This is a genomic window from Pseudomonas sp. 1176_21 (assembly GCF_052850635.1).
The window spans coordinates 55,312-68,929 of record NZ_VXCV01000010.1 but is presented as its reverse complement, the minus strand read 5'-3'; the positions used below and the strand labels follow the sequence as shown (position 1 = coordinate 68,929).

At 65.3% G+C, this 13,618-nt stretch carries 14 protein-coding genes; 8 read left to right on the top strand and 6 right to left on the bottom strand.

What is annotated here, in order from left to right:
* Positions 1 to 150: 150 nt before the first annotated feature.
* From FW760_RS20840 to FW760_RS20830, 3 genes are all read right to left on the bottom strand, one after another.
* A complete protein-coding gene (locus tag FW760_RS20840) occupies positions 151 to 996 on the bottom strand; it encodes an ABC transporter permease (RefSeq protein ID WP_043863053.1) in 846 nt (281 codons plus the stop codon).
* The gene (locus tag FW760_RS20835) at positions 993 to 2,003 is read right to left on the bottom strand and encodes an ABC transporter substrate-binding protein (protein WP_116053406.1); all 1,011 of its coding nucleotides are present in this window, start codon (positions 2,001 to 2,003) and stop codon (positions 993 to 995) included. Before FW760_RS20835 ends, FW760_RS20840 begins: the two co-directional genes overlap by 4 nt.
* 61 nt (positions 2,004 to 2,064) lie before the next feature.
* Complete coding sequence (locus FW760_RS20830) at positions 2,065 to 2,679, bottom strand: LysE family transporter (protein ID WP_043863051.1); 615 nt, start codon at positions 2,677 to 2,679, stop codon at positions 2,065 to 2,067.
* Positions 2,680 to 2,926: 247 nt separating this feature from the next.
* Between FW760_RS20830 and FW760_RS20825 the strand changes: the two genes are divergently transcribed.
* The 8 genes from FW760_RS20825 (at position 2,927) to FW760_RS20790 (ending at position 9,290) form a co-directional block, all read left to right on the top strand.
* Positions 2,927 to 3,781 carry a hypothetical protein gene (locus tag FW760_RS20825; RefSeq protein WP_116053409.1) on the top strand — a complete coding sequence of 285 codons (855 nt, stop codon included), beginning with the start codon at positions 2,927 to 2,929 and terminating at the stop codon, positions 3,779 to 3,781.
* An 18-nt stretch (positions 3,782 to 3,799) separates the two neighbouring features.
* A complete protein-coding gene (locus FW760_RS20820; RefSeq protein WP_054915704.1) occupies positions 3,800 to 5,146 on the top strand; it encodes an endonuclease/exonuclease/phosphatase family protein in 1,347 nt (448 codons plus the stop codon).
* 122 nt (positions 5,147 to 5,268) lie between these two features.
* Complete coding sequence (locus FW760_RS20815; RefSeq protein ID WP_043863048.1) at positions 5,269 to 5,493, top strand: MbtH family protein; 225 nt, start codon at positions 5,269 to 5,271, stop codon at positions 5,491 to 5,493.
* Between the two features lie 10 nt (positions 5,494 to 5,503).
* The gene (locus FW760_RS20810; protein ID WP_043863047.1) at positions 5,504 to 6,223 is read left to right on the top strand and encodes a thioesterase II family protein; all 720 of its coding nucleotides are present in this window, start codon (positions 5,504 to 5,506) and stop codon (positions 6,221 to 6,223) included.
* Positions 6,224 to 6,340: 117 nt separating this feature from the next.
* On the top strand, positions 6,341 to 6,892 hold the full coding sequence (locus FW760_RS20805; RefSeq protein ID WP_446443935.1) for a hydrolase: 552 nt from the start codon (positions 6,341 to 6,343) through the stop codon (positions 6,890 to 6,892).
* 13 nt (positions 6,893 to 6,905) lie between these two features.
* Positions 6,906 to 7,400 carry a DUF1543 domain-containing protein gene (locus FW760_RS20800; protein WP_116053412.1) on the top strand — a complete coding sequence of 165 codons (495 nt, stop codon included), beginning with the start codon at positions 6,906 to 6,908 and terminating at the stop codon, positions 7,398 to 7,400.
* Positions 7,401 to 7,478: 78 nt separating this feature from the next.
* Positions 7,479 to 8,147 (top strand): hypothetical protein, encoded by a 669-nt coding sequence (locus FW760_RS20795; protein ID WP_104572290.1) that lies wholly within the window; start codon positions 7,479 to 7,481, stop codon positions 8,145 to 8,147.
* A gap of 63 nt (positions 8,148 to 8,210) precedes the next feature.
* Positions 8,211 to 9,290: a DUF1615 domain-containing protein gene (locus FW760_RS20790; RefSeq protein WP_116053415.1), complete on the top strand. Its 1,080-nt coding sequence runs from the start codon at positions 8,211 to 8,213 to the stop codon at positions 9,288 to 9,290.
* A gap of 15 nt (positions 9,291 to 9,305) precedes the next feature.
* Here the strand turns inward: FW760_RS20790 and FW760_RS20785 are convergent, their stop codons facing one another.
* The 3 genes from FW760_RS20785 to pvdM all read right to left on the bottom strand — a co-directional run bounded on the left by FW760_RS20785 (position 9,306) and on the right by pvdM (position 13,455).
* Positions 9,306 to 10,640 (bottom strand): lysine N(6)-hydroxylase/L-ornithine N(5)-oxygenase family protein, encoded by a 1,335-nt coding sequence (locus FW760_RS20785; protein WP_104572292.1) that lies wholly within the window; start codon positions 10,638 to 10,640, stop codon positions 9,306 to 9,308.
* Between the two features lie 160 nt (positions 10,641 to 10,800).
* Positions 10,801 to 12,084: a pyoverdine-tailoring periplasmic protein PvdN gene (pvdN, locus tag FW760_RS20780; protein ID WP_116053418.1), complete on the bottom strand. Its 1,284-nt coding sequence runs from the start codon at positions 12,082 to 12,084 to the stop codon at positions 10,801 to 10,803.
* 18 nt (positions 12,085 to 12,102) lie between these two features.
* Entirely contained in the window at positions 12,103 to 13,455 is a 1,353-nt protein-coding gene (gene pvdM / locus FW760_RS20775) for a pyoverdine-tailoring dipeptidase-like protein PvdM (RefSeq protein WP_116053421.1), read from the bottom strand.
* Between the last annotated feature and the right edge of the window lie 163 nt (positions 13,456 to 13,618).

The window sequence follows — 13,618 nt, the reverse complement described above, 5'->3', positions numbered from 1 at the left end:
CGAATACCTCGGGATGCGGGAAAAGGCCTGTAGTCTAAGGGGGGATCTGGCGCAGGTAAAGAGGGCCATCTTTTCAGCACCGCTCGCGGCTGCGCAATTCGCGATGAGCATGGACACTGCCGATTGTCCGTTTGTCTGGCTACAGCAGGTTTAACGCGGCTTGCCATACGCCTGGGTGATGCGGTCGATCACGATCGCCAGCGCAACGATGGCCAGCCCGGCCTCGACCCCCTTGCCCACGTTCAGTGTCTGGATGCCGGCCAGCACGTCCTCACCCAGGCCGCGCGCGCCGATCATCGAGGCCACCACCACCATCGACAGCGCCATCATCACCGACTGGTTCAGGCCGGCCAGGATGCTCGGCAGCGCCAACGGCAACGCCACCCGGCGCAAGCGCTGCCAGCGGTTGGCGCCCAGCCCCTGGGCGGCCTGGGTCAGCGACGGGTCCACCTGCGACAGGCCCAGTTCGGTGAGGCGTACCAGCGGCGGCAGGGCATACACCAGGGTGGCGAAGATCGCCGGCACCTTGCCCAGCCCGAACAGCATCAGCACCGGGATCAGGTACACGAAACTGGGCAGGGTCTGCATCACGTCCAGCACCGGCATCAGCAACCGGCGCGCCAGTGGCCGGCTGGCCAGCAAAATGCCGAACGGAATGCCGATCAGGAGGCACAGGCCGGTACTCACCAGCACCAGCGCGCAGGTCTGCAGCAGCTTGTCCCACAGGCCGACCACCCCGATCAGAAACAGCAGGCCGCTCAGCAGCAGCGCCCGCCGCACACTGCGCGTGGCGTGCCAGGTCAGCAGTGCCACCAGCGCCAGCAGCAACCACCACGGCGTGGCGCGCAGCAGGTTTTCCAACCCTACCAGCAGTTGCAGCAGGCCGTCCGAGACCGCCCGAAGCTGGTCGCCGTAGGCCAGCACCAGCCAGTCGACGAAGCGATTGACGCTGTCTGCGAACGAAACGTGCAGCGCCTCGGGAAAGCCCGTACTCACAGGGCCGACTCGACCCTGGTCGCCACCTCGGCGGGCAGCCAGGCCTTCCAGATGCTCGGGTTCGCCTTCAGAAAGGCCTGCGCTGCAGCGTCCGGTGCCTGGCGCTGCTCGCTCATCGTTGCCAGGGCGCTGTTGAGGGTGGCGATCGGCAGATCGACCTTGGCGAAGAATGCCACCAGCTCCGGGTATTGCTGGCGAAACGGCGCCGATACGCCGATCGACAGCCTGGCCGGCAGCGAGCGGGTGCCTTTGGGCTCGGGGTTGCTGGGGTCGGTGAGGGTGGCCCAGGCCTGGGCGTCGAATGGCGGCTCTTCAAGGCGCACCAGCTCGTAGCGGCCCATCAGCGGGGTGGGCGACCAGTAGTAGAACAGCACCGGCTTGCCACGGCGGATGGCGGAGGTGATTTCGGCGTCCAGCGCCGCGCCCGAGCCGCTGCGAAAGTTCACGTACTGCCCGTCCAGCCCGTAGGCCTTGAGCTTCTGGCTGTTGACGGTCTCGGAGGTCCAGCCGCTGGGGCTGTTGAGAAAGCGGCCCTTGTCGGGTGACTCGGGGTCCTTGAACAGTGGGGCATGGCGCTTGAGGTCCTGGACGGAACGCAAGTCCGGGGCCAGTGCCTTGAGGCCGCGCTGTTCATCGCCCTTGATCACGTAGGCGGGCACGTACCAGCCTTCGTCGGCGCCCTTGACCGTGTCCCCGATGCTGAACACCTGGCCGGCCTGCTCGGCCCTGGTCCAGGCCGGGCTGCGGCCAGCCCATTCCTCGGCGATCACCTGGATGTCGTTGCGCGCCAGCGCCACCTCCATGCTCACGGTGCTGCCGGGCAGGGTGTCGGTGGGGTAGCCGTAGCCTTTCTCGACGATAAAGCGCAGCAGTTGCGTGGTCAGGCTGCCGCTTTCCCAGGCGATGTCGCCAAAGTGGATGGGGGCCGCAGCGGGCGCCGCCAGGCTCTGGGAGGCTAGGCCCAGTGCCAGCAGGGCGCCGCCGATCAATTGTGTCAGTCGCTTCATGTCGTCTCACTTGCCGCGCCGCTTCAAGGTCAGGCAAGTGTAGTAGACCCGCGCCAGGGGTTTAGCGCAGTACCGCCAACTTGATGCTGAAGCCCACCAGGCACATGCCGGCCAGGCGTTCGAGCAGGTTCGAGACCTTGGGGTTGGCGCGCAGGCGGGCGGCCAGGTTGTGGGTCAGCAGCACGGCCACCAGGCCATACAGGAAGGTCAGCACGGCAATGGTCACCGCCATGAAGCCGAACGTCACGAAGCCCTGATGCCGGACCGGGTCGACGAACAGCGGAAAGAACGCCATGTAGAACATGATCGCCTTGGGGTTGAGCAGGGTGATCATCATGGTCTGGCGCAGGTAGTGCTTGGACTTCATCGGCCGTACCGGCGTGCTGCCGGGTTTGGCCAGGGCCATGCGCAGGCCCAGGTAGGCCAGGTACGCTGCACCCAGCCATTGCACGGTATGGAACGCTGCCGGGTAGGTGGTGAGCAGCGCTGCCACACCGGCCACGGCCAGCCACAACAGCACCTGGTCACCCAGGATGACGCCGAAGGTGGCGCCCAGGCCGCCTTTGATGCCGCCCTTGCCGGTGGCAGTGATCAGCGCGAAATTGCCCGGCCCCGGGATCGCCAGCAGCACCAGGAAGGCAATCACGAAGGCACCGTAGTCCGTTACGCCAAGCATGGGGAAACTCCGTGTTACCTATCAGGATTCGAGTGCATACGATACGCCTGCGCTGCGCCGGTGCGAACCCCGTGTTGTGCATCTGGCCCGAACAATCGCACAGCGATGTGCGCCTGCTGCCAGCCCGGCAGGTCACACCCGGGCCCGTGCAACTTCCGGTTTCTCACGTACACGCTGGGCTTTGCCCGGCTGATCCGGCCGGGCTGCGCTGTTCTACTGGGGGCTCTTTGTACCTCTGGAGCAGGCGATGCAACTTTGTTACGCAGCCAACGTGCACGGCATCTTCAACCGTGCTTTCCCTACCGAGTCGCAGCCTGTGGCTGGCGGTTGCCGGGTAGTCGTACACCGGGGCGTGCTCTATTGCGCCTACAACGCCGACGGCAACGTGGCCGAATTCGTCGCGAAAGTGAGTGGCATCGACGTATGGACGACGCCGACGGTGCTGCCACTGATGGTGACCCCGAGCAGGTCACTGGCGCTGTTTGTGTTCAAGGACAAGGTCCATGCGTTTCGAAGCGATGACCAGGGTGAATACACCCTGGCCTCCTACAACGACACGCTCATGGGGTTCGAGCCCATGACGTTGAGTCAGCCCATGCACGGCTCGCCGTCGCTGGTGGAGTTTCAAGGGCGGTTGCACGCCTTCTATCGGCACGGCCACACGAGGCAGATCGAGTGCCTGAGCAGTGAAGACCTGGAAAACTGGGGCAATGGCCCGGTGCTCAGGGCCAGGGGGGTAGCGGTGACCACCCCCGACGACCCGATCGCCATTGTCTACCAGGGCCTGATCCACCTGTTCTACAAGGATGGCGATGGTCGGACCCTGTTGGTGAAGTACGACGGCAAGCAGGCCTGGACAGAGCCACGGGTGTTCATCGAGCAGGCCTACCCGTTCATGCCGGGTGTGACGGTTCACGCGGGGCTGCTCAAACTCGCCTTCACCCGCAGCATTGCCAATGCCGACGGTCGCGCGCTCTATCAATACGCCTATGACGGCAATGCCCTCAGCCCGGCAACGGTCAGCAGCAACCTGGCCGCTACCGAGCGGGTGGGGCTGGGCGTGCTCGATGGCGAGCTGTTTGCGCTGTTCCAGAAGGCCTGACCCGGTGGAGGTGTTCCCATGCCCGTTGACCGTGTCATTGGCCTGTACATCGACAACAACCTGGTGCCCGACATGCCGGCCGTTGCGTTCGAAGAGCAGGTCGACGTGGTGTTCATGGACGCGGTGGCGCTGCTCGCCGCCGCCAGGCCCCGGGACTGCGTGCATACCCTGGTCTACCTGAACTACATCGTTTCGGCACGCCTGATACGCAGCAGCAACCATGAGGCACAGGCCGGCTATGGGGCATGCATGACCACCCTGTTGCGCCGCTGGTACAGCGACACCACGGTGTTGCAGCATCTTCAGGCCTCGCCAGGGCTGTATCGTCATGGCGTGATGATCGGGCTCTACCGTGTGCACCATGCCCTGGTCATGAATGGCCTAAGGAGCGTACAGGGGCCACACCTGCTGGATCCTGGCGACCCCTTGCGCATGCTCCAGCACGGGGTCATGGCCATCTTCGGCCCGTGGCATGCGCACATTCGCCTGCATGGGCGCATTCGTGATTACTACCACAGCCGATTGAACACTGCAGGGCCCTCGGCACAGATCGAAATAGGTCGCAGCGCGCGCACTGAGGTGCCGATACGGGTGGCCACCTGGAACCTGCAGGGCGCATCGGTCAGCACCGAGAGCAAATGGTTGACCGGGGTCCTGCCGCTGTTGCGCAGCAACGATGTGGTGGTTCTGCAGGAGGTCGGCGTTGCCCCGCATTCTGCGGTGTTCAGCCGCACCGAACGGGTGGCCGACCAGTTCGGCAGTCACCACGACATCCATGTCTACAGCTGGCAGGCCGGCACCCGCAGCCGGCCCGAGCGCTACCTGATCTACTTCCTCGATGTGCAGCGGTTGCGGGTGAACCTGGCGATCGTGATGCCTGACCCCGGCGAGTTCATGGTCAGCCAACTGGCCATCATCTCGGACGGGCAATTGCCGGTGGCGGGCCCGCCCCTTTACCGCCCGGCCATGGGGGTGCGTGTGAGGCGACGAGCGCTGGCGGGCAACACGCCGGAGCTGGCGATCTTCAACCTGCATGCCATTTCCGGCGGGGGCGTCAACGCCGCGCGCATGTTGAGGGAGATCAGCTGGCACACCGATACGCCGTTCGCGCTGCTGGGGGATTTCAACCGCGATCCGCGACCGACCACTCCCCCGGTGCCGACGCGTGGCAACTGGGTGTCGCCCGAAGACATCGCCCGTATCGAGCTGGCGGGCGGCAGTACCCACCCCAGCGTGGCGCCGAGCAACATGCTGGACTATGCGGTGACCAATGGCACCTCGCAGGTGCCGGCGCCGGGGAACGTCTCTGCGCCGGGGGCATCGGACCACCGCTCGGTGCATTACAACCTGACCTTCAACTGCTAGCGCCGGCAGGTGCCGCGGGATTTTCCCAGCGTCGCTAATTTATCCGCACGCCGCTTCGTCTCCTCCAGTAGCGCCCGTACGCCTCCCGCGCCACGAGCCTCATTCAACCAAGGAGACAGGCAATGACTTCCGTATTCGATCGCGACGATATCGTGTTCCAGGTTGTGGTCAACCACGAGGAACAGTACTCCATCTGGCCGGACTACAAGGCTATCCCCAACGGCTGGCGCACCGTCGGCAAGAGCGGTTTGAAGGCTGAGTGCCTGGCGTACATCGATGAGGTATGGACCGACATGCGCCCGCTGAGCCTGCGCCAGAAGATGGCCGAAACCGCTGCGGCGCAGTGAGGGGCGGCACGTGTCGTCACTGACCCTGTTGTGCCTGCCGTACTCGGGTGCCAGCGCCATGGTCTTCAGCCGCTGGCGGCGCAAGGTGCCCGCCTGGTTGAACGTGCGCCCGGTGGAGCTGCCAGGGCGGGGTGCACGCCTTGGCGAGCCGTTGTACACCGACATGCAGGCCCTGGCCCGGCAACTGGCCGCCGAACAGAGCCTTGTCGCCCACCAGCCCTACGCGGTGCTGGGGCACAGCCTGGGGGCGCTGCTGGCGTTCGAGCTGGTGCACGAGCTGCAGGCGCTGGGCTGCCCGCCGCCGGTGGCATTGTTTGCCAGCGGTACGGCGGCGCCGACCCGTCGAGAAGGCTACGACGATGAAAGCTGGCGCGAACCCAAGAGCGACCCGCAACTGATCGAAGAGTTGCGCACCCTGGGCGGTACTTCGGAGGAAGTGCTGGGCAACGAGGAACTGATGAGCCTGACCCTGCCGGTGTTGCGCGCAGACTTTCTGTTGTGCGGACGCTACGCCTATCGGCAGCGCCCGGCACTGCGTTGCCCGCTGCATGTGCTCGGGGGCGAGGAGGATCGCGCGACCCAGGAACAGTTGCTGGCCTGGCGTCAGGAGAGCCAGGGTGATTTCTCGCTGGCGCTCTTCCCCGGCGGGCACTTCTTCATCCATGAGCATGAAGAGCAGGTGCTGGGCGTGCTCAGCCAGGCCCTGGAGCCGCACCGCCTGACCGCATGAGCCTCGCGTGGTAGCATCCGACCGGGCCCGGGCAGCCATCGCGCTGCCCGGGTTTCTGTCCGCAAGCCGCCTGGCGGTGACACCCATCGCCCCGGCGCCCGCCATGGAGCGCACGCAATGCTGATCGACCCTACCCAGGCCACGCTGCTGGTCATCGACGTTCAGGAAAAACTCATCGGCGCGGTCAGCGACCCTGCCGGCACGCTGGCCCGCACCCGCTGGTTGCTGGCGGCGACGGCCGAACTGGGGTTGCCCACGGTGATTTCCGAACAATATCCCAAGGGCCTCGGGCACACCGTCGGTGCGCTGCTCGAGGCGGCGCCCGCTGCCGAGGTGGTGGAAAAGGTGCACTTTTCCTGCGTGGCTGCCGACTGCCTGCCCGCCAGCCTGCTGGCCCGCCACCAGGTGATTGTGTGCGGCATGGAAACCCACGTGTGCGTGCTGCAGACAGTGCTCGGCCTGCTGGCGCTGGGCAGGCAGGTGTTCGTGGTGGAGGACGCCTGCGACAGCCGCAGCCTGCCCAGCAAGAGCGCCGGCCTGCAGCGCATGCGTGATGCCGGCGCGCAGATCGTGACCCGCGAGATGGTGGTGTTCGAGCTGCTGGGCAGCGCCGGCCACGAGAAATTTCGCCACATCAGCAAGACCTTCCTGGTTGGCGAGCAACCTTGAGGGTGGGCGGATCATGTTGTTCGTGGTGATGCTGGGGGGCAAACACCCCCGGGCCCGCATCGAAGTGCACGATGTGGTGTTCGTGGTGGCCCCGACCCTCGAAGCGGCCTACCCGCAATTGCGCGAGCAATGGTTCGGCAGCGCCAGGGGCGTGCATATCGATTCCTGGCTGGAGGTCGACGGGGTCGACGGCTACAAGCTGCACTGGTCGGACATGCAGCCGGCTGCCGGCGAGCCACGTCTGTATTTCATCAACCTGGGCGGCTATGAGCCCGGTGCGTTCGGCGAGGCGCACCAGTACCTGTTGGTGGTGGCCACCAGCAAGGCCCAGGCCAAGGCCATCGGCAGGCAACGCATGGCACGTCACTGGAGCCAGGCGCACACCGATGCAGTGATGGACGTGGATGACTGTATCGCCATCGACCAGCTCGGTGGCCGATACGTGCGCCTGATTGCAGGCGAGCATGCCCCGCTGGTGCAGCGCAGCGACTACATCGTGCTGGGCTGATGGGCGAGCTTGATGGCTATTTGCCGTTAGCCTGGATTACAGTACGCGCTTCATTTTCTGCCCTTACAGGATGTTCCGATGCGTTCACGTGCACTGTCTGGCTTCTGCTGCGCACTCACCCTCAGCGCTCTGCCGAATCTGGCCCTGGCCCAGGCCACGGTGGCCCAGGTGTTCAATGGCGAGATGCTGGGCACCAACCTGCGTTTCTTCGAGTCGGTAGCCGGTGTTGCGCGTACCTCGTTCGGCGACACCCATACTTACAAGGTGCAAGGCTGCGAAATCACCGCCACGGCCGGCGGCGGCACGGTCAGCGAGCTGCGCATGGAGCTCTCGCCCACCTGCAAGGCAGACCTGAGCACGTTCATCGGCGACTTTGCGCCGCCGCCCGCGCAGCCCCTGACGTTTGGTGCAATGGCCAGGTCTTCGGGAGGCGGGCTGGAGTTCTACGCCAGTTGCCTGAGCATGTGCGGCAATGCCGCCGACCCGTCGGTGTACGCGCTCTGGCAAGGACCGCGGGCAGTGGGGTTTACCGAAGTGCTGCTGGAGGTGGTGCTGGTGGATGATGAGGCCAGCGCGGCGGCCGGTCACTGGAGCGAGGCCATGCAGAAGGCCAAGGGTGACGACTTTGTGGTGGACACCCGCTTCAACTGCGAGCGCACCTTCGATGAAGTTGCGCAGGCCAGCTTCGACAAGGTCAAGGTCAATGCGGTCACCATCGGCACCGAGTTGACCAAGCCGGGCTGCTGACGGTTTGCACGGGCCGGCCCCGGCTGTGTACTGTGGGGCCCTCGACCGATAGCCGGGGGCTGTATGCCTTTACGCGGATGGATGGTGCTGGCCACGCTGGCGCTGCTGTTGCAGGGGTGCGCCGGCCAGCGTGGAGCGCAACAGGCCACGCCGGCCCAGGTGCGCGCCACGGTGGTTGCACTGATGCCAGCCGCCACTGGCGACCGTGAAGGGTGGGCGGCGGACATTCAGACGGCGTTTGCCGCACAGAAGCTCGACCCCAGCCGCAGCAACCTGTGCGCGGTGCTGGCGGTGACCGAGCAGGAGTCGACCTACCAGACCGACCCGCAGGTGCCCGGCCTGGGGCGCATTGCCCGCGTCGAGATCGACCGGCGTGCGGCGCGTCTGCATGTACCGCAGCGGCTGGTGGAGGCCGCGCTGCAAACCCACTCGCCCGATGGCAGAACCTACAGCCAGCGACTGGCGGCGGTGCGCAGCGAGAAGCAGCTGAGTGCACTGTTCGACGACCTGATCGGTTCGCTGCCGCTTGGGCGTACCTTGCTCGGCGACCTGAACCCGGTGCGCACTGGGGGGCCGATGCAGGTCAGCATCGCGTTCGCCGAACGCCACGCCCAGGACTACCCCTATGCCTACAGCGGCACCCTGCGCCAGGAAGTGTTCACTCGGCGCGGCGGGCTGTATTTCGGCATCGCCCATCTGCTGGGTTACCCAGCCAGCTACGAGCAGCCGCTGTATCGGTTTGCCGACTTCAATGCAGGCTGGTACGCAAGCCGCAACGCGGCGTTCCAGCATGCGGTCAGCCAGGCGTCGGGCGTGGAACTGGCGCTGGATGGCGACCTGATCGCGCCAGGGGCGATTTTTCCGGGTGCCACCGAACAGGCGGTACGGCGCCTGGGTGACAGGCTCGGCCTGCGCAACCCGACCATTCGCAGTCAGCTGGAGGAGGGGGACAGCCTGGCATTCGAGCGCACGCGGCTGTATCAGCGGGTGTATGCACTGGCCGAGGCGGCTGCGGGCAAGCCGTTGCCGCGGGCGCAGTTGCCAGGCATCGAACTCAAGAGCCCCAAGATCACCCGAAAGCTGACCACGGCATGGTTTGCCAAACGGGTGGATGAGCGCTATCGGCGCTGCATGCAGCGCTGATAGCACGGGGCAGGCTCAGGCGCTGGCCAGGGTCGCGCTGGCGCGGGCGTTGCTGGCGCGCTGGCCCAGGCTCTGGTACAGCGACTGGCCGATCTCGGCTGCGCGCACCGGCAGTACCGACAGCAGGGTATCGCTCAGGCCGTGTGACGCTTCGCAGAAGCCCTGCAGGTAGACCGCCGCGTTGAGCTCCGGGCTGGCCAGCACGCGATAGTCGCGGTCCACTTCGAAGTCCTTGAGGTGCTGTTGCAGTGGCGCCAGCAGCTCGCGATGGGAGCGGCGCTCATAGCCGGTGGCAAGAATCACCGCGTCGTACACGTGGGTCTGCTGAATGCCGGTGGCCAGGTCGCGCAGGGTCAGCTCGATGCCCTTGTCGGTGCTGACGGCGGCCTCGATGTTGCGTCGGCACAGAACGGCGTGACGGTACTGATGGGCGACTTTCTGACGGTAGAGCATGCCGTAGATGCGTTCGATCAGGTCGATGTCCACTACCGAGTAGTTGGTGTTGTGGTACTCGGAGATCAGCTTGGCACGCTCGGCCTGGGGTTGGTTGAACACCAGGTCGGTGTAGTCGGGGGTGAAGACCTCGTTGACGAACGGGCTGTCATCGGCCGGCTTGAGTGCCGAGCCACGCAGGATCATGTCGGCCTTGACCGACGGGTAGCTGTCGTTCAGGTCGATCAGGGCCTCGGCGGCGCTTTGCCCCGAGCCGATGATCGCGATACGCATGGGCTTGCCCTGGGTGCACGGCAGTTGTTCCAGGCTGTTCAGGTACTGGGAGTGGTGGAACACGCGCGGATCGTCCTTGAAGGGCGCGAATACCGGCGGGATCTTCGGCGTGCCCCCACTGCCCACCACCACCGAGCGTGCCCGGCGCAGGCGTTCATGGCCCTGGGCGCTGCGGGAGATCACGCGCAGGTGGTCGATACGCCCGTCCAGCAGTTCAGGTTCCACGCGCAGGATCTCCTCGCCATACACCGCCTGGGTGGCGAAGTGCTCGGCGGCCCAGCGCAGGTAGTCGTTGTACTCCAGGCGGCAGGGGTAGAAGGTGCCCAGGTTGATGAAGTCGGCCAGGCGCTTCTTCTGGTGCAGGTAGTTGACGAAGCTGTAGGGGCTGGTGGGGTTGCGCAGGGACACCAGGTCCTTGAGGAAGGAAATCTGCAGTTCGCTCTGGGTGGCCAGGGTGTTGCCGTGCCAGCGGTAGTCGCTCTGCTTGTCGATGAACAGCGCATCGAGGGCATGGCCGTTGGTCTGGGCGAGTTCTTCCAGGGCGATGGCCAGGGCCAGGTTGGAGGGGCCGAAGCCGACGCCGATCAGGTCGTGGATTGTTTCGGATGTTGAGGGCTGGTTCATGGGTGCGGCTCCCGTGTGTGGTCGAGGTGGGGCGCCAGTTTTTTGCGCCCCTGATCCTGCTCAGGTACTCCGATAGAACGAGCTGTGAGGCTTGGAATTTACCGCTGACCCTGCTTCAGGGAGCCCTGCCGCCCGGCGGCAGGGCTGGAAACGGGCTCTGTCAGAGGTATTGGGTCAGCAGGGCCATGGCCCGATCGATCTGCTGTTCGTCGTTGAGCAGGCCGGGTGCGAAGCGGATCACCGGCCCGGCATCGCGGGAGACGGCATCGACCATCACGCGGTTGCGTACCAGATGGGCGGCCACGGCGCGGGCGTCGTGGTCCTTGATGCGCAGGAAAGTAAACCCGGCGGAGTACTCGGTGCTCAACGGTGTCACCAGCTCGATCGCCTTGTGTTCGAGCAGGCGCTGTTTGAGCGCGGTGTTGAGCTGGTGGATGCGTGCCTGCACCTGCGCCTTGCCCAGTTGCAGGTGCAGTTCGAAGGCCTTGCCCAGTGCCCATCGATGCTCGAAGGCGTGGTAGCCCCCGGGGGTCATGATGGTGGCGAAGTCCTCATCCTCGGAGAAGGTCGCGAAGGTGGGCACCAGATGCTGCATTTTTTCCGAGGCGGCGCAGATGATTCCCGTACCCCGCGGACCGAACATCCACTTGTGGGTGCCAGCGATGAAATAGTCGCAGTTGAAGTCGTCGAAGTGCTGGTTGTCCACGCCGAACCCGTGCACGCCGTCGATCACATACAGGATGCGGTCCTGCTCGCTGCGTTCGCGATTGTGGCGGCGCACCAGAGCGCCGATCTCGCCCACCGGCAACTTGACCCCGCTGCCCGAGTGCACCCAGGTCATGCCGAGCACGCGGGTGTTGGGGCGGATATTCTGGTCGATTGTGCTCAGCACCTGGTCGGTGGACACCTGCCAGGGCTGCTCGAACAGGCGCAGTTTGCGCACGGACGTGCCCTGGCGCTGGTGGCGGAAGGCCAGGCATTTATGCGTGGAGTAATGCTCGTGCTCGGTGGTCAGGATCTCTTGCCCGGGGCCCACCTGCAAGCCACCGTAGATCATGCCCAGCCCTTCGGTGGTACTGCCGGTAAGGGCGATCTGGCGGGGCTTGACCTCCAGATAACGGGCCGCCCAGTTGCGCACTTCGCCTTCACGCTTCCACTCGTTCTGGCTTTCCCAGTCCATCTGCTCGGCGGGATTGAGATCGACTTCGGCACGAAACCGATCGATGGCCTCCTGTACCGGCCTGGGGTGGGCGGTGACCAGGAAGTTGGCGAAGTGGGCCACATTCGGGTCCAGCGGGAACAGTTGACGCAGGTTTCGCCATTTGTCCGGGCCGTTTAGCTGCGCGGTAGGGGCCGCCTGGGCGGCAGGCAGCAGGCTGGTGCCTAGCGGCAGGCTGGCGGCAAGTACCCCGGCCTGCTTGAGGAATGTACGACGGTCGGTCATGTCGGCGCTCGATAAGGGTCAGGGGGCTAGCGTGGCAACGGGTTGTGCGGCTTTCTGCACCTGGGCCCACACGCGCAGGAAGTTGCCACCCCACAGCTTGGCGATGTCTGCTTCGGAGTAGCCGCGGCTGAGCAGTTCGGCAGTCACGTTGCGGGTTTCGCTGGCGTCCTTCCAGCCGTCCAGGCCGCCACCGTCGTTAAAGTCCGAGCTGATGCCCACATGGTCGATGCCGATCTTCTTCACGACGTAGTCGATTGCATCGCCGAAATCCTTGAGGGTGGCCTTGGGCTCCTCATCGATGATGCCGTAGAGGTTGCCGGCATACTCGCCAAAGCGCGCCTCGGGCCAGATCGCAATCACCGCATCGCCCGGCATCAGCGCATTGGCCAGCCCCTGCAGGGGCTGCAGGTCGAAGCGGGCGCGCAGAGCCTCGAGTTTGTCCAGGGTCGGTTTGCTAAGGGGCTTGAGATAGGTGCCGAAGCCGACGACCTGGACCACGCCGTCGCTGTCCCTGATCAGTTTCAGTTCCTTGTCGCTGAGGTTACGCGGGATATCTACCAACGCCCGTGGCGCCGAGTGCGAGGCCACGATCGGGGTGCGGCTCAGGCGAGCCACGTCCTCCAGGGCCAGGGTCGACATCTGCGAGACATCGATGATCACCCCCAGATCGTTCAGGCGCTTGACCGCCTGCTTGCCGATTGGCGACAGCCCGCCCAGGGCGTCAGCGGTGTCGTTGAAGAACGGCAGCGGCCGCGAGGAGTCCGCCCAGTCATTGTTGCCGGTGTAGCTGAAGCCGAACATGCGCATGCCACGGGCCGCCCACAGGTCGAGCTGGGACAGGTCGTTTCCCAGTGGGTAGGCGTTGAGCATGCTGATGAAGATGGCGAACCTGCCCTCGCCATGCAGGCGGCGCATGTCGTCGGGGGTGTAGGCGATGCCGATCTGGTTGGGGAAGTCGCGCACCATGGCGCTGATGATCTTGTAGCGCACCTCCTGTTGGTGGCGGGCCTCGTCGACAAATCCCGGAGTGGGGCGGTGGGGCGCATTCGGGCCGTTCCACAGTTCGGGCCAGCCGAAGATCGTCAGCGCCGCGCCGGATAGTCGCCCCTGGCCGGCCTTGACCAGATCGAGCTGGCCGCCGCTGTTCTTGTCCACCTCGTGGCCAGCGGTGCCCATGTCCAGCGGTACGGTGACGTGGCTATCGAAGGACAGCATGTGCTCGTGCAGGGCATTGGCCTGCTCGACGATCTCGCGGGGGTAGGCAGGCCCTTGCTTCCAGTACAGGTAGCCAGCGGCGGCTGCGCCCACGACTGCTGCCAGGGCAAGCGGCAGGCCGATGTACAGGGCTTTTCGGGAACGGGTTCTGGTCATTGCCATCTCGGTCGCAGTACTGATCGGTCCGACGGCCTGGCTGTGTCAGGCGAAGGTCGGGTGTCAGGGGAAGGACGATTGATGGAGGGCTAAATTTACAACCTCCGGCGCGCGCTCGGAGTTGTGGCTTCACGACCTTGGCGAGTGAGGTGTCTGCCGTGCG